The sequence below is a fragment of the Vogesella alkaliphila genome, assembly GCF_014652475.1.
GTDB lineage: Bacteria > Pseudomonadota > Gammaproteobacteria > Burkholderiales > Chromobacteriaceae > Vogesella > Vogesella alkaliphila.
In genome coordinates, this window is record NZ_BMYW01000003.1 from 114,013 (window position 1) to 137,437 (window position 23,425).

Annotated in this window: 21 protein-coding genes; 5 read left to right on the forward strand and 16 right to left on the reverse strand. The window is 69.3% G+C overall.

From position 1 onward, the window contains the following. Positions 1-27: 27 nt before the first annotated feature. Complete coding sequence (locus tag IE100_RS06075; RefSeq protein WP_189373215.1) at positions 28-921, reverse strand: AEC family transporter; 894 nt, start codon at positions 919-921, stop codon at positions 28-30. A 52-nt stretch (positions 922-973) separates the two neighbouring features. On the opposite strand from IE100_RS06075, the gene ppc reads away from it, so the two are divergent. Then, a complete protein-coding gene (gene ppc, locus IE100_RS06080; RefSeq protein WP_189373216.1) occupies positions 974-3,682 on the forward strand; it encodes a phosphoenolpyruvate carboxylase in 2,709 nt (902 codons plus the stop codon). A gap of 66 nt (positions 3,683-3,748) precedes the next feature. Here the strand turns inward: ppc and IE100_RS06085 are convergent, their stop codons facing one another. Next, on the reverse strand, positions 3,749-3,889 hold the full coding sequence (locus IE100_RS06085; RefSeq protein WP_189373217.1) for a hypothetical protein: 141 nt from the start codon (positions 3,887-3,889) through the stop codon (positions 3,749-3,751). Between the two features lie 103 nt (positions 3,890-3,992). Here IE100_RS06085 and IE100_RS06090 point away from each other — a divergent pair, with 103 nt between their 5' ends. The 3 genes from IE100_RS06090 (at position 3,993) to IE100_RS16395 (ending at position 9,372) form a co-directional block, all read left to right on the forward strand. After that, entirely contained in the window at positions 3,993-4,901 is a 909-nt protein-coding gene (locus tag IE100_RS06090; RefSeq protein ID WP_229800255.1) for a LysR family transcriptional regulator, read from the forward strand. Positions 4,902-5,034: 133 nt separating this feature from the next. Then, positions 5,035-5,949 carry an EamA family transporter RarD gene (gene rarD / locus IE100_RS06095; protein ID WP_189373219.1) on the forward strand — a complete coding sequence of 305 codons (915 nt, stop codon included), beginning with the start codon at positions 5,035-5,037 and terminating at the stop codon, positions 5,947-5,949. Positions 5,950-6,180: 231 nt separating this feature from the next. Then, the gene (locus IE100_RS16395) at positions 6,181-9,372 is read left to right on the forward strand and encodes a DNA translocase FtsK (protein WP_229800256.1); all 3,192 of its coding nucleotides are present in this window, start codon (positions 6,181-6,183) and stop codon (positions 9,370-9,372) included. A 98-nt stretch (positions 9,373-9,470) separates the two neighbouring features. On the opposite strand, the gene IE100_RS16545 is transcribed toward IE100_RS16395, so the two are convergent. From IE100_RS16545 to IE100_RS06155, 11 genes are all read right to left on the reverse strand, one after another. Then, a complete protein-coding gene (locus IE100_RS16545; RefSeq protein ID WP_189373220.1) occupies positions 9,471-10,574 on the reverse strand; it encodes a methyl-accepting chemotaxis protein in 1,104 nt (367 codons plus the stop codon). Positions 10,575-10,641: 67 nt separating this feature from the next. Beyond that, positions 10,642-11,850, reverse strand: coding sequence for a winged helix-turn-helix domain-containing protein (locus tag IE100_RS06110; protein ID WP_189373221.1), 1,209 nt, complete (start codon positions 11,848-11,850; stop codon positions 10,642-10,644). A 181-nt stretch (positions 11,851-12,031) separates the two neighbouring features. Further along, positions 12,032-12,973, reverse strand: a complete 942-nt coding sequence (gene trhO / locus IE100_RS06115; RefSeq protein WP_189373222.1) for an oxygen-dependent tRNA uridine(34) hydroxylase TrhO — start codon at positions 12,971-12,973, stop codon at positions 12,032-12,034. Positions 12,974-13,092: 119 nt separating this feature from the next. Continuing rightward, positions 13,093-14,517 carry a sensor domain-containing diguanylate cyclase gene (locus tag IE100_RS06120; RefSeq protein WP_189373223.1) on the reverse strand — a complete coding sequence of 475 codons (1,425 nt, stop codon included), beginning with the start codon at positions 14,515-14,517 and terminating at the stop codon, positions 13,093-13,095. A gap of 208 nt (positions 14,518-14,725) precedes the next feature. Further along, positions 14,726-15,787, reverse strand: a complete 1,062-nt coding sequence (gene tal, locus IE100_RS06125) for a transaldolase (protein WP_189373224.1) — start codon at positions 15,785-15,787, stop codon at positions 14,726-14,728. Between the two features lie 138 nt (positions 15,788-15,925). After that, entirely contained in the window at positions 15,926-17,230 is a 1,305-nt protein-coding gene (phoR, locus tag IE100_RS06130) for a phosphate regulon sensor histidine kinase PhoR (RefSeq protein WP_189373225.1), read from the reverse strand. Between the two features lie 4 nt (positions 17,231-17,234). After that, positions 17,235-17,924: a phosphate regulon transcriptional regulator PhoB gene (gene phoB / locus IE100_RS06135; RefSeq protein ID WP_047965829.1), complete on the reverse strand. Its 690-nt coding sequence runs from the start codon at positions 17,922-17,924 to the stop codon at positions 17,235-17,237. A gap of 294 nt (positions 17,925-18,218) precedes the next feature. Further along, positions 18,219-19,625 (reverse strand): 4Fe-4S binding protein, encoded by a 1,407-nt coding sequence (locus tag IE100_RS06140; protein WP_189373226.1) that lies wholly within the window; start codon positions 19,623-19,625, stop codon positions 18,219-18,221. Then, the gene (locus IE100_RS06145) at positions 19,622-20,449 is read right to left on the reverse strand and encodes an FTR1 family iron permease (protein ID WP_189373227.1); all 828 of its coding nucleotides are present in this window, start codon (positions 20,447-20,449) and stop codon (positions 19,622-19,624) included. Before IE100_RS06145 ends, IE100_RS06140 begins: the two co-directional genes overlap by 4 nt. Positions 20,450-20,461: 12 nt before the next feature. Beyond that, positions 20,462-20,791 carry a cupredoxin domain-containing protein gene (locus IE100_RS06150; protein ID WP_189373228.1) on the reverse strand — a complete coding sequence of 110 codons (330 nt, stop codon included), beginning with the start codon at positions 20,789-20,791 and terminating at the stop codon, positions 20,462-20,464. 20 nt (positions 20,792-20,811) lie between these two features. Beyond that, on the reverse strand, positions 20,812-21,357 hold the full coding sequence (locus IE100_RS06155; protein ID WP_229800257.1) for an iron transporter: 546 nt from the start codon (positions 21,355-21,357) through the stop codon (positions 20,812-20,814). Positions 21,358-21,978: 621 nt separating this feature from the next. Between IE100_RS06155 and IE100_RS06160 the strand changes: the two genes are divergently transcribed. After that, positions 21,979-22,422 (forward strand): Lrp/AsnC family transcriptional regulator, encoded by a 444-nt coding sequence (locus IE100_RS06160; RefSeq protein ID WP_189373229.1) that lies wholly within the window; start codon positions 21,979-21,981, stop codon positions 22,420-22,422. A gap of 48 nt (positions 22,423-22,470) precedes the next feature. Here the strand turns inward: IE100_RS06160 and IE100_RS06165 are convergent, their stop codons facing one another. Genes IE100_RS06165 through IE100_RS06175 form a run of 3 tightly spaced genes read right to left on the reverse strand, consistent with a single transcriptional unit; the run spans position 22,471 to position 23,422 of the window. Further along, the gene (locus IE100_RS06165) at positions 22,471-22,728 is read right to left on the reverse strand and encodes a hypothetical protein (RefSeq protein WP_189373230.1); all 258 of its coding nucleotides are present in this window, start codon (positions 22,726-22,728) and stop codon (positions 22,471-22,473) included. Then, the gene (locus tag IE100_RS06170; RefSeq protein ID WP_189373231.1) at positions 22,725-23,108 is read right to left on the reverse strand and encodes a phage holin family protein; all 384 of its coding nucleotides are present in this window, start codon (positions 23,106-23,108) and stop codon (positions 22,725-22,727) included. Before IE100_RS06170 ends, IE100_RS06165 begins: the two co-directional genes overlap by 4 nt. Next, positions 23,108-23,422, reverse strand: coding sequence for an ElaB/YgaM/YqjD family protein (locus IE100_RS06175; RefSeq protein WP_189373232.1), 315 nt, complete (start codon positions 23,420-23,422; stop codon positions 23,108-23,110). The genes IE100_RS06170 and IE100_RS06175 overlap by 1 nt, the downstream gene beginning before the upstream one ends. Positions 23,423-23,425: the final 3 nt, after the last annotated feature.

Genomic DNA, 23,425 nt, shown 5'->3' on the forward strand with positions numbered 1-23,425 from the left:
GCCTGTGGCCCGGCGCGCGACAATTGACTAGTACAGCAGGCTCAGCATCAGCGGCAGGCTCAGCATCGCCGCCAGCGTCGAGGTGGTCACCACCGCGGCGGCCAGCTCGCCGTCGCCCCGCATGCGCACCGCGAGGATGTAGGCGGAGGTCGCGGTCGGCAGCATGCTCATCACCAGCGTCGCCTGACGGTAGACGCCGGAGAGCCCGAACAGCTGCACCGTGGCGACGGCGATCAGCGGCAGCAGCAACAGCTTGATGCCGTTCCAGTACAGCAGCGGCGCGTAGTGGCTGGCCAGCGAGGAAAAGCGCAGTCCGGCGCCGACGGTGATCAGCCCCAGCGGCAGCGCGGCGGCGGCGAGGTGGTCGATGGCGGCGAACAGCGGCTGCGGCACCGGCAGGCCGGACACGTTGGCCGCAAGGCCGCTGCTGATGCCCCAGATGATGGGGTTGCGCGCCAGCTCGTACAGCATGCCCTGCTGGCTGGTCTGCGACAGCTGCCACACCGCCATCAGGTTGACCACCGGCACCATCGCGCCGCACAGCAGCGCGATCACCGCGATGCCGGGGGTGCCGGCGAGGCTGCCCATCACCGCGAAGGCGACGTAGGTATTGAAACGGTAGGCGCCCTGGTTGCCGGCGGCGAACGAGGCCTGCGGCAGGCGGAACAGCGGCCGGGCGGCACAGCCGAGCAGGAAGCCGGCACCGGTGAACAGCAGGCCGCTGGCCAGCATCGGCAGGCTGGCGGCAAAATCCAGCTCGGCCCGCGCCAGCGCGCGGAACAGCAGCGCCGGGAACAGGATGAAGTAGACGAATTTTTCCGCCTCGGCCCAGAATGCCGGCGACAGCATGCCGCTGCGGCGCAGCGCAAAGCCGGACAGGATGAGCAGGAAATCGGGTAACAGGATCAGCGCCGGGTTCATCGCGCTATCTTCGCAGCATTCGCATCACCATAACAATCAGGGAAAACAGAGCATGACGGAACTGGACAAGGACTTACCGCTGCGCGCCGACATCGCGCGGCTCGATCGCTTGCTGGAAAGCCTGCTGCGCGAGCAGGCCGGCGAGGAGGTGGTGACGGAAATCCGCGCCATCCCCAGCGGCGCGCAACAGCACGACCGCAGCGCCGACGCGCTGGTCGGCCGGCTGAGCCCGGCGGCCACCACCGCGCTGGTGCGCGCCTGCGGCCTGTACTCGCAGCTGTTCAACATCGCCGAAGACCTGCACCACGCCCGCCGCCGCCGCGCGCACCAGCGTGCCGGCAGCGCGCCGCAGCAGGGCAGCCTGGCGCGGGCGCTGAGCCATATCCACGACGCCGGCGTCGATTTCGGCAAGCTCAACCGCGCGCTGCAGGAAGCCAGCGTCAGCGCGGTGCTGACCGCGCACCCGACCGAGGTGCAGCGCCAGAGCGTGCTCGACGGCCACCGCGCGGTGCGCAAGTTCCTGGCGCAGCTGAACTCGCCGGAGATCACCCCGGAAGAAGAGCAGGAGCTGGAAGCCAAGCTGCAGCGCGTGATCCACTCGCTGTGGCAAACCACCGAGATCCGCTCCTTCAAGATGACCGTCGCCGACGAGATCGAGAACGGCGTCGCCTACCACCCGCTGTCCTTCTTCCAGGCCATCCCGGCGCTGTACGAGCGCCTGGGTAAGCAGGTGCGCGAGCTGTGGGGCGAAAGTGCGGCCATCCCGTCCTTCCTGCGCGTGGGCAGCTGGATCGGCGGCGACCGCGACGGCAACCCCAACGTCGACGCCAAGGTGCTGCGCCACGCGGTGACGCGGCAGGCGGAGGTAGCGTTCAAGCACTACTTCTACGAGCTGGCGGGGCTGTATCGCGAGCTGTCGCTGTCCTCGCGCCACGTGCAGGTGTCGGTGGCGGTGCAAACGTTGGCCGCGGTGTCGCCGGACACCGCCATCAGCCGCCGCGAGGAGCCGTACCGGCTGGCGCTGGCCACCATCGAGGGCCGCCTGTCGGCCACCGCCGCGCGCCTGAACCTGCCGCTGCGCGGGCGCTGGACCGCCGGCGAGCCGTATGCCGCGGGGGCCGAGCTGCAGGCCGACCTGCAGGCGCTGTCCGATTCGCTGGTCGCCCACGGCAGCGCGCTGCTGCTCGACGGCCGCCTCGGCAAGCTGCAGCGCGCGGTGGACGTGTTCGGCTTCTTCCTGATGCCGCTGGACCTGCGCCAGCACGCGGAGAAGCACGCCGGTGTGGTCGGCGAGCTGTTCGCCCACGCCAATCTGGAACACTACGAGGCGCTGGACGAGGCCGCCCGTGTGCGCGTGCTGCTGCGCGAGCTGGCCACGCCGCGCCTGCTGTACTCGCCCTTCCTCAGCTACAGCGCCGACAGCGAGAAGGAACTGGCCATCTTCCGCGAGGCGGCCAGGGTGCAGGCCGAGTTCGGCGTCGACGCCATCAGCCAGTGCATCATCTCCAACTGCGCCACGGTGTCCGACATCCTGGCGCTGGCGCTGCTGGCCAAGGAAAGCGGCCTGCTGCGCCTGCAGGATGGTGCGCCCGCCATCAGCCTGAACCTGGTGCCGCTGTTCGAGACCATCGCCGACCTGGACGCCGCCGGCGGCATCATGCAGCAGCTGTTCGCGCTGCCGTGGTACCAGCAGCTGTTGAAGAGCCGCGGTGGGATGCAGGAGGTGATGCTGGGCTACTCCGACAGCAACAAGGACGGCGGCTACGTCACCAGCCAGTGGGAGCTGTACCAGGCCGAGCAGCGCCTGGTGCGCGTGTTCGACGCTGCCGGCATCAAGATGCGCCTGTTCCACGGTCGCGGCGGCTCGGTCGGCCGCGGCGGCGGCCCGTCCTACGAGGCGATCATGGCGCAGCCGGCCGGCACCGTGGTTGGCCGCATCCGCATCACCGAGCAGGGCGAGATCATCACCTCCAAGTTCGCCGATCCGGACAACGCCACCCGCAACCTGGAGGCGCTGGTGGCGGCGGCGCTGGAGTCGACGCTGGCGCACGGCGACAGCGGCGCCACCGACGAGAGCGTGCTGGCGGAACTGTCCGGCCACGCCTTCACCACCTACCGCGCGCTGGTGGAGTCCGACGGTTTCATGCAGTACTTCATGGAGGCGACGCCGATCGGCGCCATCGCCAAGCTCAACATCGGCAGCCGCCCGGCCTCGCGCAAGACGCTGGCCAGCATCAAGGACCTGCGCGCCATCCCGTGGGTGTTCTCGTGGTCGCAGTCGCGGGTGATGCTGCCGGGCTGGTACGGCTTCGGCTCCGCGGTGCGCGCCTTCCTCGACCGCCACGGCGAGGACGCCGGTCTCGCCCAGCTGCGCGCGCTGCACCAGGCGTCGCCGTTCTTCCAGGTGATGCTGTCCAATATGGAACAGGTGCTGGCCAAGGCCGACCTGGAGATCGCGCGCCGTTACGCGGCGCTGGTCGGCGACGGTGCGCTGACCGACCGCCTGTTCGCGCGCCTGCAGGCGGAACACGACAAGACGCTGGCGGCGTTCTTCGCCATCACCGGGCAGCAGAAACTGCTGGAAACCAACCCGACGCTGGCGCGTTCGCTGGATACCCGCCTGCCGTACCTGGACGCGCTCAACCTGCTGCAGGTGGAGCTGCTCAAGCGCCTGCGTGACCAGCCGGACGACGAGGAAGCGTTGTACGCCATCCACCTCACCATCAACGGCATTTCCGCCGGCCTGCGCAACAGCGGCTGACGACGTCCCGGCAACGGCAAAGCCTCCCGAACGGGAGGCTTTTTTCGTGGCGGCCGCAGCCGGCGGCTAGAACCAGCGGCCACGGCTATAGCGCTCGGCCTCGTGGCGCAGGTCTTCCAGCTGGGTTTGGTGGCAGTCCAGCGTGTACTCCGGCAGCAGCGACCAGTGGTTGCTCCAGTAGGCAAGTAGGCGACGCAGCGTGTTCATGGCATCCTCACTGTTGAGTGGTTGATCGTGTTTGCAGCATAGAAGACGCCGACCGGCAGAAAAATGGCCAATTACTTGATTGTTTGTCGAGAAAATGAAAACAATGCCCCCGCCAGATGACGTGCTGGCCTTTGAAGCGGTTGCCCGTTGCGGCAGCCTGACCGCTGCCGCCGAGGCGCTGGGCTGCACCAAGAGCATGGTCAGCCTGCGGCTGAAGGCGCTGGAGAAGCAGCTGGGCGCGGTGCTGGTGTTGCGCACCACGCGGCGGCTGGCGCTGACCGAGGCCGGCCAGCGGCTGCTGCCGCACGCGCAGGCGCTGCGCCACAGCCTGCTGCAGATGCAGCCGGCGGTGGACACCGCCAGCTGCGCGGTGGAAGGGCCGATCAGCATCAGCACCACCTCGTCGATGTCGACGCTGCTGGCGCCGCTGCTGGTGGAGCTGGCGCAGCAGCACCCCGGCCTGCAGCTGCAGCTGGAGATCAACAGCCGGGTGCAGGACCCGATCGCCGACGTGCTGGACTTCTGCCTGCGTTCGCGCAAGGTGTACGACGAGTCGCTGGTGGCGCGCTCGGTGGGCTGGGTGGAGGAGGCGCTGTACGCGGCGCCGGCGTACCTGGCGGCCCAAGGTTGGCCGCAACAGCCGGACGAGCTGGCCGGCCACCGCCTGCTGGGCGACGAGCAGCAGGCGCAGCAGCGGCTGTACCGCGGCAGCGAGATGGTGACGGTGGCGATGCCGCCGCCGCTGCTGTTCAGCGAGACCTACCTCGTCAACCACCAGCTGGCCTGCGCCGGGCTGGGCATCACCGCGCTGCCGGACTTCCTGGTGGCCGGGGACGTCGCCGCCGGCCGCCTGCAGCGGGTGCTGCCGCAGTGGCACTGCGACCACTGGCCGGTGTTCCTGATCTTTCCCTACCGCCAGCCGCTGCCGCGCAAATACCAGGTGTTCCTCGACTTCGTGCTGCCGCGCCTGCGGGCGCAGCTGCTGCCGACGGCGCCGGTGACGGGCGGCTGAGCGCCCGGCGGCGGCAAGCCGCATTGGTCGGGCATGAAGCCCATGCCGGCACCGCCGGGTGCAGCCGGCGCTTGCTGCTGCGCTGCGGCACGGGCAGGATAGCGGACTATCCCACCCCTCATACGGTTTTGTCATGTCGCACCCTGTTGCCCCGTCCGGACGCGGAATCGCGTTCTCGCTCGCCGCCTCGCTGCTGTTCGCGGTGCTGTCCGGCTATACCACCCTGCTGCGTCCGCTGGACGGGCTGGCCATCTTCGCCTGGCGCATGATCTGCACGCTGCCCGGCGTGCTGCTGATCGTGCACCTGACCCGCAAGCGCCAGGCGCTGGCCGCGCTGCTGCGCCGCTTCGTGCGCGAGCCGGCGCTGTGGGCGCTGGTGCCGCTGATGGCGGCGCTGAACGCGGTGCAGCTGTGGGTGTTCCTGTGGGCGCCGCTGAACGGGCAGACGGTGGCGGTGTCGATGGGTTACTTCCTGACGCCGCTGGTGATGGTGCTGGTCGGCCGCGTGCTGTACGGCGAGCGCATGTACCCGCTGCAGTGCATCGCGGTGGCGCTGGCGCTGCTGGGCGTGCTGCACGAACTGTGGCTGACGCGCGCCATCGCCTGGCCGACGCTGCTGGTGGTGCTCGGCTACCCGCCGTACTTCGTGCTGCGCCGCATCAGCAAGATGGAGCCGGTGTCCGGCTTCGCGCTGGAAATGCTGCTGATCTTCCCGGTGGCGCTGCTGCTGCTCTACCAGCAGGGCGAGGCCGGCTGGGGCGTGCTGGCGCAGCCGCTGTTCTGGCCGCTGCTGGCCGGCCTCGGCCTGATCAGCTCGGTGGCGCTGCTGCTCAACATCACCGCCAGCCACCTGCTGCCGATGGGACTGTGGGGGCTACTGGGCTATGTCGAGCCGGCGCTCCTGTTCCTGCTGGCGATCACCTTCCTCGGCGAGCCGCTGTCCGCCGACCGGCTGCTGACCTACGGCCCGATCTGGCTGGCGGTGCTGCTCACCGGCGCGCACACCCTGCGCCAGCAGCGCAAGCTGTCGCCCGGCCCGGCGCACTGAGAGCGTGTTCACGATCTGCTGCGCTTCGTGAAACGTTACACGGTGAGTACGGCTTCGGAATGCTCATTGACCCCATGTCAACTCCGCTTCCTCAGCCGTTTTCGCCTTGTCTCGCGTGAGCGTGCGAGATCGTGAACAGGCTCTGAGCCGGCGCACGCGGTCGCAAGGTGTACAATTCTGCCCCTGCGCGCCACCGGCGCGCCTAAACCAGTTACGGAAGCGGACTTCTCCATGTTGTGGTTGCTGACCTTACCCCTGTTGTTTGCCGTGCTGCTGCTGTGGGCGCTGAACAGCGGCAAGCTGAAAAACACGCCGTTGCAGGCACGCTGGGATGAACTGTTCGCCGACGCGCCGGACGATGACGCCGCGACGCCACCGCAGGGCGAGCCGCCCGCCGCCGACACGCCGCCGGCCGAACTGCCGTGGACGCCGCGCGCCACCCCGCGCCCGCCGCGGCGCAGCGGACTACAGGCGGAAGACGACGCCGGCCCGGCCGCCAGCAGTCCGCCCGCTGACAGCCCGGTAACCACCCAGGCTGCTGCGCCCGCCGCGCCGCCACTGGTCGAGCTGCCGCTGGCGGTGCCGCGCTACATCCGCAAGCCGGCGCCGGCGGCTAGCGCGCAGCAGGACAGGCTGCCGGTGATCGGCCTGGCCGAAGTGCAGCACAACCTGCAGAGCGACGTGCAGCGGCGGCAGAAGCTGGCCGCCAGCGAACGCCGCCAGCGCCGCCTGCAGCAGCAGGACGAGGCCGGCGCGCTGCCGCTGATCGACCCCGACGAGGTGCGCGCCAGCCTGCAGCAGCTGCACGGCAAGCGCGACGCGGCCCCGCCGCCGCCGAAGCCGGTGGTGGTGCTGCAGCCGACGCCGGTGATGCGCAAGCCCTCGCTGGTCAGCCGCCCGGACGAGCAGACGCGGCAGCGCAACGCCGAGGCGCTGTTCGGCGCCGGTTCGCGCTTTGCCGGCGGCACCGCGTCGGCCACGCCAGCCCCTGCGCCGACCATCGCGCCGGCCGGCCGCGTCGCCAGCCCGACGACGGCGGCCCCGGCTGCTACCGCCGTGCCGGACCATTCCGTGTCGGCGCTCGCATCGGCGCCCGCGGCCACACCGCCGGCCGGCGACGACACGATCGCCGCCGCCGCGCACCCCGCGCCGGCGGAGCTGGCGCCGGTGGCCGGGCAGACGGCAGCCGTGACGGCGCCGTTCACCGCGGCGCCGGAACGGGCCGAAGAAGCGCTGCCGGCCGCCGCCGTCGCGACAGCGTTTTCCGCCGCACAGCCTGAGGACACGCTGACGGACGACAGCACGCCGCCATCGGTCACCGTCTGGCCGGCCGCGGCTTTTATTGCCGGCGATGATGGCGGGGCGGTGGCCGGCGACAGCCGCGAACCGGACTGGTCGCAGCCGGGCGCTGCCGTCGAGTCGGCGCTGTCATCGGCGGTGCACGCTGCCGGCAGCGCGCCGCCGGGGCTGGTGGAGACCACGGCCACGCCGGCCAGCCGCACGGCCCCGTGGGCACAGGCCCCGACCGGCGCCGGCACCGTGCCGGAGCACATTGCAGAACAGGCCGTGCGCGGCCCATCGCTGGACGCGGCACCGATGGCGGACGTTGTTGCCGGCCCGGTCGCGGCTGCGGATCAAGCCGCCGCCGTGGCGGAGCGCACCGACCCGGCAGACGCGGAGGACGCGGAGGACATGGCGCAGGCCGCCGCCGGCGCCGACATCGTCTGGCACCTGCTGGCCGACGACGAGGCGGTACCAGAGGAGAGCGCCGAGGAGCGCGCTCCCGCCGGCCTGGTGTGGCAGCTGATCGACGAGCCGGCGCCTGCGGCCAACCTTGCCGCTGTGTCGCTACCCGACACCGGCACAACGTTGGCCGCAGTGCCCGCCACCGTCTCCGCAATGCCCAAGCCGCACAGCGTGCCGGTGGTGTACGGCGACGCCTGCCTGCCGTCGCTGGAGCTGCTGCGGCCGGCGGAAAGCGACAAGGCGGTGCAGAGCGAGGACTACCTGATCGAGCGCGGGATATTGATCGAGGAAAAATGCGCCGAGTTCAAGGTCAAGGTGGCGGTGGTGGACGCCTACGCCGGCCCGGTGATCACCCGCTACGAGGTGGAGCCGGCGGTGGGCGTGCGCGGCAGCCAGGTGGTGAACCTGGCCAAGGACCTGTCGCGCGCGCTGGGCGTGGCCTCCATCCGCGTGGTGGAGACCATCCCCGGCAAGACCTGCATGGGGCTGGAGCTGCCGAACCCGAAACGGCAGATGATCCGCCTGTCGGAAATCTTCAGCGCCGAGGTGTTCCAGCACTCCGCATCCAAGCTGACACTGGCGCTGGGGCAGGACATCAGCGGCGCGCCGGTGGTGATGGATCTGGCCAAGGCGCCGCATCTGTTGGTGGCCGGCACCACCGGCTCCGGCAAGTCGGTCGGCGTCAACGCGATGATCCTGTCCATGCTGTACAAGGCGACGCCGGACGAGGTGCGCTTCATCATGATCGACCCCAAGATGCTGGAGCTGTCGGTGTACAACGACATCCCGCACCTCTTGGCGCCGGTGGTCACCGACATGAAGCTGGCCGCCAACGCGCTGAACTGGTGCGTGGGCGAGATGGAAAAACGCTACCGCCTGATGAGCCACCTCGGCGTGCGCAATCTGGCCGGCTACAACGACAAGGTGCGTGCCGCCGAGGCGCGCGGCCAACGTTTGAGCAATCCGTTCAGCCTGACCCCGGAAACGCCGGAGCCGCTGGCGACGCTGCCCTTCATCGTGGTGGTGGTCGACGAGTTCGCCGACCTGATGATGGTGGCCGGCAAGAAGATCGAGGAGCTGATCGCGCGCCTGGCGCAGAAGGCGCGCGCCGCCGGCATCCACCTGATCCTCGCCACCCAGCGGCCGTCGGTGGACGTGATCACCGGCCTGATCAAGGCCAACATCCCGACCCGCATCGCGTTCCAGGTGTCGAGCAAGATCGACAGCCGAACGATTCTGGATCAAATGGGCGCCGAGAGCCTGCTGGGGCAGGGCGACATGCTGTACCTGCCGCCGGGCACCGGCTACCCGCAGCGCGTGCACGGGGCCTTCGTCACCGACGAGGAGGTGCACGCCATCGTCGAGGACCTGAAGCAGTGGGGCGAGCCGGACTACGTGGAAGGCCTGCTGACCGGCGAATCGGTGGCCGACGACGAACAGGCCGACGCCAAGGGCCGCGCCGCCGCCGCCAGCGAGAGCGACCCGCTGTACGACGAGGCGGTGGAGATCGTGCTGCGCACCCGCAAGGCATCGATCTCCTCGGTACAGCGCCAGCTGCGCATTGGCTACAACCGGGCAGCCAGATTGATTGAAGACATGGAAGCCGCCGGCATCGTGTCGGCGATGGAAAGCAACGGCAACCGCACGGTGCTGGTGCCGCAGCGCGGCGACTACTGAGTCGCTTCCCCGGCAGCACAACGGCAGCCCGCGGGCTGCCGTTTTTTATGGCCGGAACCGGCCGCGCGTACTCTGCGGCCAACCTTGGTGTCGTCGCCTCAGTCCACCGTTTTCAGCTCGCCGAGCATGCGTTCCAGCCCGCCCATCACGCTGGCGTTGGCCTGCTCCATCGCCGCCAGCTCGTGCAGCGCGGCGTCGGGCTTGCCGGTGTAGAACAGTTCCAGCGCGCGGCGCGCGTGCTGGTGTACCTCGCGGTGCGGGCCTTCCAGCGCGCCGTAGCCGGGCAGGCGCGAGAAGCTTTCCTTGCCGTCGCCGGCGTAGTACCACTGGCCGAGGCGGCATTGCGTCTCGTCCGGCAGCTGTTCCGGGCGCAGGCTGGAGATGCCCATGAACACCTTGTACACCTCCAGCTTCATCGCCAGCTCTTCCAGGTTGGCCAGCTCGACGCCGGACAGCTGCGCGGCGGCGGCGATGGTGGCTTCCATGTGCTGCGCCTGGTCGTACAGCCGCTGCATGCTGTGCATCGCCTGCTCGCTGTCGCCGGAGAAGCGGCTGGCGTCGTCGGCGCCCTGCTGCATGGTGTGCCTGGCGCTCTCGGTCTCGGCCTGGATCAGGCCGACCAGGCCGGCGATCTCGGTGGTGGCCTTGGCGGTGCGTTCGGCCAGCTTGCGCACTTCGTCGGCGACCACGGCAAAGCCGCGGCCGGATTCGCCGGCGCGCGCGGCCTCGATCGCCGCGTTCAGCGCCAGCAGGTTGGTCTGGTCGGCGATGTCCTTGATCAGGCGCACGATGCCGCCGATCTGCTCCGCCTGCTGGTGCAGGGTGGCGACGTTGGTGGACGCCTGCTCGATGCGCTGGAACATGGTCTTCAGGTTGCCGGCGATCAGCTGGAAGTCGTTGCGGTTGCCGTCGGCCTGCGCCGCCATCGCGTGCGCGGCGTCCTTTTCCTGGCCCAGGCTGCCGGCCAGCCCCTGGAACGAGTGCTGCACTCCGCCCAGCGAGTTGCCGAAGCTGCCGATATTGGCGAACACCCCCTGCAGCATCGCGCGTTCGCGTGTCAGCGTGTCCAGCTGCGCGCGCTGGCTGGCGTGCTCGCCTTCCAGTGCGGCGAGGCGGGCCTGCAGCTGCCGGTTTTCCTGTTGCAGCGCGCTGTTGTCGCTTTGGGCTTGCTGCAGGGCAGCGCGGGTGTGGCGGAAGAACATGCGGATTCCCCTCGGGTGGTGGTTGCCGCATCTTACGCGGCGGCGGGTGGCAGGCAAATCGGGCAGATCAAGTTTCCGGCGATGACGGCCGCAGCCAGTGCTCGCTGTGGCGGGTGAAGGCCAGCGTCGGCGTGGCGTGCCAGTCGGCGGCGCGTTGCAGCGCGCGCAGCAGGTCGTCGCGCAGGCGCTGCGTCGGGCGCACGCCGGCCTCCAGGTACAGCGCCTTGACCTCGAACACGCCCTGCGCGCGGTGCGCCTTGGCGTCCAGCCGCCCGACCAGGCGGCCGCGGCTGAGCACGGGCAGCACGAAGTAGCCGAACTGGCGGCGAGCGGCCGGGGTGTAGCACTCGATGCGGTAGTCGAAGCCGAACAGCTCGCTGGCGCGCTTGCGGTCCCACACCACCGGGTCGAACGGCGACAGCAGCGTGGTGGCGGTCGCGCCCAGGTTCTCGTCCAGCGCCGCCTCGCGCAGGCTGTGGTGCACGAAGACCTGGTGCGGCCAACCTTCGATGCGCGCCGGCAGCAGCTCGCCCTCGTCGGCCAGCCGGTGCAGCAGCGCGTCGTACTTGCCGCGCTTCAGGCGGTAGTAGTCGGCCACCCAGCCGGTCTTGACGATGCCCAGCGCGCGGCAGCTGGCGCGCACCATGTCGCGCTGCGCCGCCTCCGGCGTCGGCAGGTCGCGCGCGTCGTCCCAGCCGGGCAGCACCCGCTCGGCCAGATCGTACACGCGCTGGAAATTCTGCCGCTCGCGCACCATCAGCCGGCCGCTGCAGAACAGCACCTCCAGATGGCGTTTTTCCGGCTTCCAGTCCCACCAGCCGTTGCCCTTGCCGCCCTGGCGCTCGAAGTCGCGCGAGCGCACCGGGCCGTGGGCGCGGATGTGCTCGACCAGCGCGTCGATCTCGGCGTGGTGCTTCTGCATCCATTCCACCGAGAATTTCCAGCCCATCGCCGCCGGGTCCAGCATGCGGTGGCGCAGCAGGCGGTAGTCCTCGACGGGCACGAAGCAGGCTTCGTGCGCCCAGTATTCGAACAGCGCGCCCTCGGCAAGCAGTGCGTCCAGCCACGCCGGGTCGTAGTGGCCGAGGCGGCTGAACAGCACCAGGTAGGGGCTGCGCGCGACCACGCTGATGGTGTCGATCTGCAGCAGCGCCATGTGGCGGATGGCGGCCAGCACGTCGGCCTTGCTGGCCTTGCGGCGCGGCGGGGTCGCGAGGCCCTGCGCGTGCAGGTGCAGCGCGCGGGCGTGCGGGAGGGACAGGTGCAGGTGGCTCATGCGGGTGGCCGTGGCGTCGGGATAAGCCGCCAGCATAGCGCGTCCGCCACCGGGCGGGGAAGGGGGGCGGCCGTCTGGCCGGTGGCGACGGCCATGGTGGTACCGGCATGAAAAAAGGTTGGCCGCAGTGTTGCGGCCAACCTTGTTTTCCGACGCGGCGGTTTAGAGCGTGAACGGGTTCTCAGTCCTCGCCGTGCGCCATGCTGCGCCCCAGCGGGCTGGGCTCATTGCGCCGGCGCGCGAGCTCGATCTGCTTCTGGCGCTCGCGCGCCTTGGCGCGGGTCTTCTCGCTGAGCGTGTCCCAGCAGTGCGGGCAGCTGATGCCGGGGCTGTAGTGCTCGGAGGCGCGCTCGGCGGCCGATACCGGCTGGCGGCAGGCGTGGCACAGCTCGTACTCGCCTTCCGTCAGGTCGTGGCGCACGGTGACGCGGTTGTCGAACACGAAGCAGTCGCCCTGCCACAGGCTCTGCTCCGCCGGCACTTCTTCCAGGTATTTCAGGATGCCGCCCTGCAGGTGGTACACCTCTTCGAAACCCTCGTTCAGCATGTAGCTGGAGGCCTTCTCGCAGCGGATGCCGCCGGTGCAGAACATCGCCACCTTCTTGTGCACCGCCGGGTCGAAGTGCTGTTTCACGTACTCGGGGAATTCGCGGAAGCTGGCGGTTTTCGGGTCGATCGCGCGCTGGAAGCTGCCGATGGCGACCTCGTAGTCGTTGCGGGTGTCGATGACCAGCACTTCCGGATCGCTGATGAGGGCGTTCCAGTCCTGCGGCTGGACGTAGGTGCCGACCGTCTTGTTGGGATCGACGCCGGGCACGCCGAGGGTGACGATTTCCTTCTTCAGCTTGACCTTGGTGCGGTAGAACGGCTGCTCGTCGCAGTACGATTCCTTGTGCTCCAGTGCCGCCATGCGCGGGTCGCTTTTCAGCCAGGCCAGCAGCGCGTTGATACCTTCGCGGCTGCCGGCGACGGTGCCGTTGATGCCTTCTTCTGCCAGCAGCAGCGTGCCCTTGACGTCATGGGCCAGCATGGCCTGGTGCAGCGGTTCGCGCAGCGCGACGTAGTCGGTCAGGGTGACAAACCGGTACAGCGCGGCGACGACGATGGGGTGGTGGGTGTGCATCGGTGGTCTCCAGGTGGTCGCCCGCGTAAAGGGCGGACCGGGGCGCGCCGGAATTGGCGCAACCGCACAGTCTACCCCAGCCTGGCGCGGCGGCCAACGCGGGGCCGGCCGGCGGCCGGTCAGCGTGCGATGCGGTTGCGGCCGTCGCGCTTGGCCTGGTACAGCAGCGCGTCGACGCGGCCGATCAGCGCGTCGATGCTGTCGTGGCGGCCGGCGAACTCGGTGACGCCGATGCTGACCGAGGTGTACAGCTCGCCGTGGGCGGAGCTCAGCGGCTGCATGCCGATCTCCTGGCAGATGCGCTGCAGCGGCACCATCGCGTCGTCGGCGCCGGCGTCCGGGAACAGGATCATGAATTCCTCGCCGCCCCAGCGGTAGACGCGGTCGATGGCGCGCACGCTGTTCTGCATCAGCACCGCGACGGCGCGCAGCACCTCGTCGCCGGTCTGGTGGCCGTAGCTGTCGTTGATGCGCTTGAAGTGGTCGATGTCCAGCAGCGCCAGCGCGAAACGGCGGCCGCGGCGGATGGCGCGTTCCTGTTCTTCCTGCAGCCGGATGTAGAAGGCGTGGCGGTTGCCAAGCCCGGTCAGGCTGTCGCTGTAGGCCATGGTCTCCAGCTGCTTCTGCACCTCGCGCAGCGCGCGGGTGCGCTCGGCGACGCGCTGCTCCAGCGTGTGGTTGACGTCGTCCAGCTGCTGGATCACCAGCCCGATGCAGTGCGGCGCCAGCCCCAGCGACAGGATCATCAGCGACAGCGCGGCGTAGTCGACGCTGTGCTCGTAGGCCAGCTGCGGCCCCAGCTCGCCCAGCAACAGCAGCAGGCTGGCGAGGGTGAGCAGCGCCACCGCGATGCTGGAGCCGACGATGCGGTAGCGGATGGCGACATAGATCAGCGCCAGCCCCAGCAGCCAGATCAGCCACGGGTGCACGCCCAGCGCTAGCAGCAGCGGCAGCGCCAGCAGCGCCGAGATCTTCAGCGTGAGGCCGGCCAGGCGTGGCCACGGTACCCCGCGCAGCACCAGGTACAGCGGGCTGACCACGAACAGGCCCAGGCAGTCGCCGGCGGTCATCATCGCCAGCCCGGCCAGATGGCCCTGCGCCGAGTCCGGCGCGCCGAGGGCGTGGTTGATCAGGTACATCGCCCAGGTGGTCAGCAGCGGCGGCAGCAGGCATACGCGCCAGAAGAAGCGCTGCAGGCCGGCGACGTCGTGCAGCAGGCGCCGCGACGTGCCGCAACCGCGCCACGCCAGCCAGCTTTGCAGGCTGTCGAATGGCGCCAGCAGCAGCCCGGCCAGCAGCGCCGTGCCCCAGCTGCCGCCGAAGAACAGCCAGCCGCCGGCATTGGCGATGGCGCTGGACAGCAGCACCAGCGGCAGGCCGCGCTTGCCGGCCAGCAGCAGCATGATCAGGCCGATGCCGGAGGGCAGCCACACCACGGTGAGCGAGGACGGCGGTTTCGCCGCCAGCCACATGCCCAGCCAGGCCAGGCTCACGTAGAGCAGGACCAGTAACAGCGCGTGGTGGTAGCGGGGTACAGTCGTCATGGCGGGCACGGACAGGGAGTCGGCGGGTTGCGGCAGGCGGTCGCTGCCGCCTGCCCTTGTGGCCATTATCGGCCGATAACCCTGCTCCGACCAAGGGCTAAATGTGATCCGCGTCGGCCGTTGTCGCGCTGGCGCTTGCGGCCAACGTTGGCCGCAAAAAAAACGGCGACCGTGCGGTCGCCGTTTTTTCGTGCGCGATGTCCCGGACTCAGGCGGTGAGCTGCAGCAGCTCGGCAAACGCCTTCTCGAACAGCGCGAGGCCGTCGCGTTGCAGCTGCTCGCCGACGGCGTCGAAGTCGATGCCGGCGGCCTGCGCCGCGGCCAACGTTGCCTGCGCCGCGTCGCCGTCAGTAGCCAGCGTGGCGGCGGCGTGGCCGTGGTCGCGGAACAGCGCCAGCGTGGCGTCCGGCACGGTGTTGACGGTGTCGGCACCGATCAGGCTTTCCACGTACAGCACGTCGGAGTAGGCCGCGTTCTTGGTGCCGGTGGACGCCCACAGCAGGAACTGCGGCCGCGCGCCGGCGGCGTGCAGCGCGGCGAATTCGGCGCCGTGGAAACGCTGCAGGTAGCGCCGGTAGGCGGCCTTGGCCAGCGCGATCGCCGCCTTGCCCTGCAGGGCGGCGGGCAGTTGTGGATCGAGCAGGCTGTCGACGCGCGACAGGAAGAAGCTGGCCACCGCCTTGACGTGACGCAGCGGCTGGCCGGCGGCGTGGCGGGCGGTGAGGCCGGCGATATAGGCGTCCCACACCGCCTCCACCTGCTTCAGCGAGAACAGCAGCGTGATGTTGACGTTGACGCCCTCGGCGGTCAGCGTGCGGAAGGCGGCGATGCCCTGCGGCGTGGCCGGGATCTTGATCATCGCGTTCGGGCGGGCGATCGCCGCCCACAGGCGGCGCGCGGCGGCGAGGGTGCCGGCTTCGTCGTGCGCCAGAGCCGGCGACACTTCCAGCGACACGTAGCCGTCGTCGCCGGCGGTGGCGCGGTATTGCGGCAGGGTGAGGTCGCAGGCGGCCTGGATGTCGGCGATGACCAGGGTTTCGTAGCGCTGTTCGGCGCTCAGCGTGGCGTCGGTTTTCAGCGCCGCCAGCTCGTCGCGGTAGCGCGGGTCGGTGCTGATCGCCTTGTGGAAGATGGCCGGGTTGGAGGTGACGCCGGCGATGCCGTCGTCGGCCAGCAGGCGGGCCAGTTCGCCGCTGGCGATCAGTTCGCGCGACAGGTTGTCCAGCCAGAGGCGCTGGCCGAAGGGGCGGATGGCTTGTAGACGATTCATGGTGCGGGTCCCGGTTGTCGGTTTCATTTTTTGGCACCCCATCGTAGCGTGCGCCCGCGCTGAAGCAAAGAGACTACAGCGCGGCGGCTTTGGCGTGTCGCCGGTACATCGGCGACTACGCGCCGCGCGGCGGCCGGCTCATTCGCGGGCGGTCAGCTGTTCGGCGTTGAAGATCACGCTGAAGCAGCTGCCCTTGTCCGGCTCGCTCTGCACCTCCAGCCGTGCGTGGTGGCGCGCCAGCACGTGCTTGACGATGGCAAGGCCGAGGCCGGTGCCGCCGTTGCCGCGCGAGCGGCCGCGGTCGACGCGGTAGAAACGCTCGGTCAGGCGCGGCAGGTGTTCGCGCGGGATGCCGATGCCGGTATCGCTGACGCTGAACACGGCGCGGCCCTCGTCCGCCTCCTGCCAGCTGAGGGTGATGCTGCCGCCTTCCGGCGTGTAGCGCACCGCGTTGGACACCAGGTTGCCGAACGCCGAGTGCAGCTCCTGCGCGTTGCCGCGCAGCCAGCGCGGGCAGCGCTTGTCCAGCGTGATCCGGTGGCGGCCCTGCGACAGGCCTTCGGCCTCCACCATCAGCGTGTCCAGCATCTGGTCCATGTCCACCGTCTCCTGCGCCATGCTGCGCGGGCTGTTCTCGATGCGCGACAGCGTCAGCAGGTCCTCGACCAGGCTCTGCATCCGCCGCGACTGCTCCAGCATCAGCGGCAGGAACTGGCGCAGGGTGGCGTCGTCGACCTGCGGCATTTCCGACAGCGTCTCCAGGAAGCCGCCGACCACAGTCAGCGGCGTGCGCAGCTCGTGCGACACGTTGGCGACGAAGTCGCGGTGCACGGTCTGCACCCGCTCCAGCTGGGTGATGTCGCGCGACAGCAGCAGCTTGCGGGTGATGTCGAACGGCACCAGCTGGATCGACAGCACGCGCTCGTCCGGGGTCGGGCTGTGCAGGATCAGCGGCTGGCTGTAGCTCTGCGCCGCCATATAGGTGTGGAAGGAGGGCTGGCGCACCAGGTTGAGGATCTGGTTGCCGACGTCGGTCTGCGGATTGAGCCCGAAGTGCTCGACGCCGACCGGGTTGACCCACTCGATGCGGTCGTACTCGTCGAGCACCACCACGCCGTCCGGCATCGCCTCGCCGGCGTTGATGAAGCGGTCGAGGATGCTGGCCAGCTTGCGCTTGCTCTGCTTCTGCTTGCGCGCCTGGCGGTACAGCGCCATGAACGCGTTGTGCCAGATGCCGTAGCCTTCCGGGATGCGGCCGGGGGCCGGCCGCTGCAGCCAGCGCAGCAGCAGGCCGATGTGATGAAGATGGAAACCCAGCCACAGCAGCAGCTGGGCCGACAGCACCAGCAGCCCGATGTCCGGGCCGTAGACCAGCGAAAAGCCGAAAGCGATGCTGCTGATGGCGAACAGCCAGCCCAGCGAACGCCGCGCGAAGTCAGTCAATGGATTACCCCTGTGCCGAGAAACGGTAGCCGGTGCCGCGCACGGTCTGGATCAGCGCGTCGTGGCCGGTGGCCTCCAGCGCGCTGCGCAGGCGGCGGATGTGCACGTCGACGGTGCGCTCCTCGACGAAGATGTGGTCGCCCCACACCTGGTCCAGGAGCTGGGTGCGCGAGTGCACGCGCTCGGCGTGGGTCATGAAGAAGTGCAGCAGGCGGAATTCGGTGGGGCCGAGGTCGATGGTGTCGCCGTTGCCCTGCACGCGGTGGGTGGCCGGATCCAGGCGCAGGCCCTTCACCTCGACCGCGTCGTCGGTCATCTGCGGCGCGCGGCGGCGCAGCACCGCCTTGATGCGCGCCAGCATCTCGCGCGGCGAGAACGGCTTGGTGATGTAGTCGTCGGCGCCGGCCTCCAGCCCCTGCACCTTGTCCTGCTCCTCGGAGCGGGCGGTGAGCATGATGATCGGGATCTGGCGCGTGCGCTCGTCGCCGCGCAGCTTGCGCGCGATCTCGACGCCGGAGGCGCCCGGCAGCATCCAGTCCAGCAGGATCAGGTCCGGCAAGGCGTTCTTCACCAGCATCAGCGCCGCCTCGGCGGTGCTGGCGCGCAGCACGTGATGGCCGGCCTGGGTCAGGTTGAAGGCAATCAGTTCCTGGATCGCGGGCTCGTCTTCGACAAGCAGGATATTGGCAGCCATGTGGGCATCCTCCCATTGGAAATTATGGCAAGGATAGAAACAGGGCGTTACAGAAATATGACGCTTAATGCTTCCGTCCGCTTCGTGCCGGCGAAATGGCAGGATCTGCCGCAGTTTGCCGGACAAGCGGCGCGATTATGGCATGAATCGGTGCCCGTTCCGGGCGGATGTCAGGGCTTGGCCAGGGCGGGGGCCGCAAGCGGTACCGGCGGTACGGGACGGCAGCCGCCGCGCCGCGATCCGGAAACGGTCGCGGCCTGCGGCCAACCTTGTGCCATCCGGCTGCACGGCCGGCTACCACCACCAGAACAGCCAGCCCCAGGCGCTGTCTATCCACAGCAGCGCGGCGCAGAACGGCAGCAGCGCCAGCGCCTGCCGCAGCCGGCTGCGCTGCCAGCCGGCGCCGATGCGCGCCGCCAGCCACAGCGACCAGCCATTGGCGACCAGCAACAGCAGCAGCCGCGCGTCGCCGACCCACGGCCACACGATGTGCTCGCTGCGCAGCAGGCTGAGGGTGACGGTGGTGAGGCCGAGGAATACGCCGCAGCCGGCCAGCGGGATCAGCGCCTGCACCAGGTGGTGGAAGCGCTGCCGCTGCCAGCCGTGGCAGGCGACCGCCGCCGCCAGCAGCAGGCTGCACAGCCCGCCCAGCGCGATGGCGGTGGCGGCGATGTAGGCCAGTAGCAGGCCGCCGTCCAGCCAGCTGAACACGTCGTTGCGCAGCGGGTAGTTGGTCAGCAGCCACCACGGCGCGTCGGCGTCCAGCGGCCACAGCAGGTCGCGCTCGATCAGCCACTCCGCCAGCGCGGTGCGCAGGGTGACGAACCACGGGCTGGCGCTCCAGTGGAAGGCGCCGATGGCGACGCCGAGCAGGCCGAACAGGATCAGCGCGCTCTGCCAGCCGTCGGCGTCGTGCGCGCCGAGGCGCACCACCTCGTCGGCCGGCGAACGGGCGCCGAGCGTCACCGCGTCGCGGTGGCCGCTGCAGCGGCCGCACATGTGACAGCCGCTGGCGCCCTGCATCTGCCGGATGGGCAGCAGCGGCGCACAGTCCACCGCCTTGATCGGCAGCACGCGCTTGTGGTCCAGCGACGCCTGCCACGCCTGCTCGCTGACGCGGAAATGCAGCGGCGCCAGCTTGGCCAGCAGCGCGAACACGCCGTTGACCGGGCACAGGTAGCGGCACCAGGCGCGCTTGCCGCGGGTGTAGTAGTAGCCGACCCACACCGCGGCGACGGTGGAGCCGCCCAGCACCAGCAGCACCGCCTGCGGATACTGGTAGACGCTGACCATCTGGCCGTACACCGTGGTCAGCACGAAGGCGGTGAACGGCCAGCCCGGCCAGCGCAGCCAGCGCGGAATCGGCCGCGCCTTGCCGTGGCGGGCCGCCCATTCCGACAGCGCGCCCTCCGGGCACAGCACGCCGCACCACAGCCGGCCGAACAGCACCATGGACAGCAGCACGAACGGCCACCAGATGCCCCAGAACGCAAACTGCGCGATCAGGGTGACGTGGTTCCACAGGTGCGCGGTTTCGTCCGGCAGCGGCGTCAGCACCGGCAGCACGATCAGCAGCAGGTACACCGCCACCACCAGCCACTGCAGGCGGCGGATCAGCGGCGCGTGCCGCCGCAGGCGGTCGCCGACCCGCGCCAGCCACGGCCGCGCGGCGACCGCCGCAGTGCAGTCGTGCGCTTTCATGCGGCCAACCTTGTCGCCACGCGGCGGCCGCGCCAGCGCATCAGCGCCAGCACCGCCAGCCAGTAGCCGGCGTAGGCCAGCAGCGTAATCAGCGCCGGGTGGGCGCGGTAGCCGGTCAGCGCCGACACCACGCCGCCGCTGGCGCTCATGTCGTCCAGCAGCGCCGAGCTGTCCCACAGCGGATCGACCAGCGCCGGCAGGATGTCCAGCGAGATCAGCTTGTCGACGCCGCTGGTGAACAGCGCCGCCGCCAGCAACAGCAGCATGATCTCGGTGGCGCGGAAGAACAGCCGCCACGACAGGTAGCGCCCGCCCAGCTGCAGCAGCCAGAACGACAGCAGCGCCAGCAGGAAGCCGGCGATCCCGGCCAGCAGCAGCGGCCACAGCGCGGCGCCCTCGCTGCCGGACAGCGTGCCGTACAGGAAGACCACGGTTTCGCTGCCTTCGCGGCCGACCGCCAGCGCCACCAGCAGCAGGATGCCCCAGCCGTTATGGCGCGCGCGGCTGGCGGCGAGGCCGGCCTCCAGCTCGCGCTTCAGGCTGCGGCCGTGCTCGCGCATCCACAACACCATGTGCACGATCAGCGCCGCGGCGCTGAACACCATCGCCGCCTGGAACAGCTCCTGGTAGCTGCCGAACAGCTCGCTGGCGGCGAACAGCCCCAGCGCCAGCAGCGCGGCCAGCAGCAGCCCGGCCAGCACGCCGCCCCACAGCCAGCGCTTACCGCCGGCGGCCGGGTTCTGCGACAACCACGCGTGCAGGATGCCGATCACCAGCATCGCTTCCACACTCTCGCGCCAGACGATAAACAACACCTGTTCCATCGCGCCGGCCCCTTACTTCGCGACCAGCACGCCCTGTGCCGTCGCCATGTGGAATTCGTCGAAAAACTTGTACTCGCCGGCGCTGAGCGGGTTGAACACCACGAAACTCTGCGCGCCGGGAGCCAGCACCTTTTCCTTGCGCAGCTGCAGGCTTTCGAACTCCACCGGCGTCTTGCCGCGATTGAAGATCTCGATCTTGAAGCGCTTGCCGGCCGGCACCAGCAGCCGTGCCGGCTTCAGCTGGCCGTCGTTCAGCTCCAGCCGGAACACCGGCAATGCCTCGGCGTGGGCGGTGCCGGCCAGCAGCAGGGCCAGCAGCGGCAGGATATGGCGTGCACGCATGGGGGGACTCCTTGGGGGGCTTAGTAGCCGCCCTTCTTGCCGATGCCGGCGTAGGTGAATTCGTAGTTCAGCTCGATCGGCTGGAACCACGGCGCGACGCCGGTTTCCTTGTCGACATGACGGCCGAAGTGGGCGTGCGGGTTCATGCTGGGCGGCAGGATGGTGTACTTCAGCTTGTACTTGCCCGGGCCCTGCAGCTTGATGTTGTCGCCGTAGTGCGGGCCGTCGGAGGCCACCATCGGCATGAAGTCGCCCTTGATCACGTCCTTGGCGCCGGCCTTGCTGATCTCGTACTTGATCAGCAGGTAGGGCACCCAGTCGCCCTCGGCCAGGCCGTTCTTGTTGCCGGCGGTGGCGTGGATGTCGGCCTCGAGGTGGATGTCGGACTGTTCCGCCTTGCGCATCATGCCGTCCGGTTCCATCTTCACCGGCTGCAGGTAGACGGCGGCGATCTCCATGCCGCCTTTCAGCTGCGGCTTGCCGATCGGGTATTCCAGCGCCTGGGCCGACAGGCTGAGGCCAAGCAGCACGGGCAGGGCCAGCGCCGGGATCATGCTTTTCTTCATCACGGGTTCCTTTGCGGAGGGGGCGCCATTAGAGCAGCGCGAATCTTAATAAAAACTTAAATGCGAACTTTTCCTGTTGTCGGCAAGCCACTGTGGCGGGCAAGGTTGGCCGCAAGCCCTCGCGCCGGCAGCAAGACCGGCGCTCGCCGCGGTGTGCGACCACAAAGGAGAATGCTTCGTATTGTCGTCAACGGGCGGCGGCAGCGGATTGATCTGGATTAAGGGCTGGCGAGATAGGGCGGTGCGGGGCGGGGAAGGCGCGCGATCGTTGCGATGGCGGACGGGCGGGCAGGGTGGCGCGGGGGCGCGGGGGCGCGCGGCGCAAAAAAAAACGCCTGTCCGGTGAGGGACAGGCGACTAAGGGTCGGTTTGCGGCCAGTCGGGCCACAAACACAAAGACCAGGGACAAAGAGATCACCAGAACAGTTCAAAGATGCCAGGGACACCGACACCCTCATACGTATCCAGAGGTCGACAGCCTCGGGCGCGGACCCGCTACTGCCAACACGGGGCGAATTGTACGTGGCTTGTTGCCGGTCGATAACAGGAAATCAAAGGTTTTATTGTCGATGTTCCTTGTATACAATTTATTTTTGGCAAATTTACTTTCGAATCCACGGTATGGACAAGTTTGACCGCAAAATCGTTGCTGCACTGCATGAAAACGCCCGCCTCAGCTACGCCGAACTGGCGCGGCGCGTCAGCCTGTCCGCGCCGGCCGTTGCCGAAAGAGTGGAAAAACTGGAACGTTCCGGTGTCATATCCGGCTATCGGGCAATAATCAACCCGGAAAAGCTGGGTTACCCGATCCAGTGCCTGATCGAGCTGACGGTGAAAAACCTGGAATACTACGGCGTGCTGGAGACGCTGAAGACGATGCCGGAGATCACCGAGTGCTACTCGATCACCGGCAGCAGCGGGCTGATGATCAAGGTGGCGGTCGACAATATGGCCACCCTGCAGCAGGTGATCGCGCGGCTGATGCAGTACGGCGACACCAAGACCTCGATCGTGATCGACGTGCCGGTCGGCGCGCGGATGCCGGGCTGGCGCGACGAGGAATAGCCGCCGGTGGCGTCGCGGGAAACCGGCCGCCGCCGGCCGGCGTTACCGTCAGCGCCGCAGCAGCCGCCACAGGCCGAGGAGGGCCAGCAGCCACTTCAGCCAGCGCCTGAGCCTGCCGTGGCGCAGCAGCAACAGCGCGCTGCCGAGCAGGCCGCCGGCGGCGGGCGTGCCGAACAGGGTGACGCCCTCGCGCAGCAGCTGCGCCGGCTGGCGCCAGCGTTCGGTCTCCAGCGCCAGCTGCATGCGCAGCAGCTCGCCCTTCAGCAGCAGCAACTGCTTGCGCTGTTCGCGTTGCGCCCGTGTCATGGCGGCTCCTTGCCGGACAGCGCCTGCCAGTCCTTGCGCAGCTCCTGCAGCGTGCAGGCGAACGCCGCCGGCGCGCGTTCCGCCCGCCGCCGCAGCGCCAGCAGCAGGCCGATGCCGCTGCCGGCCAGCAGCAGCGCGAGCACCCCCATCACCGTGGCGCGCCACGCCGCCGGCGTCACCAGCGCCACGAACAGCAGCAGCGCGATCAGCGCCGCCAGCAGCAGCACCACCGCCAGCCCCGCCAGCATGGTCTGCAGCAGCAGGCGCTCCTGTTGTTCCTGCCACTCCAGCCGCGCCAGTTCGGCGCGGCTGGACAGCAGCGCGACCAGCCCGTGCAGCAGCGAGGCGAGGCTGCCCGGACGCGGGGGCGTGTCCGCCATCAGCGGCGCGACACCAGCAGGCCGAGCAGGAAGGCGATGGCGGCGGCGATGCCGATCGCTTTCCACGGGTGTTCGTGCACGTACTGGTCGGTTACCTTGGCCGCGGCGCGGGCCTTGGCCACCGTCAGCTTTTCCGCCTCCAGCAGCCGCTCCTTGGCCAGTTTCAGGTTGGCGCCGAGCTTGTTGCGCAGCTCCTGCGCCTTGGCACCGCCTTCCTCGCCGGCGCCGGCCAGCAGCTCCTCGGTGTGGTTGAGCACGCTGCGCACATCGGCCAGCAGTTGTTCTTTCTCGGCGTTAAGGGTCTGATCGGGCATGAC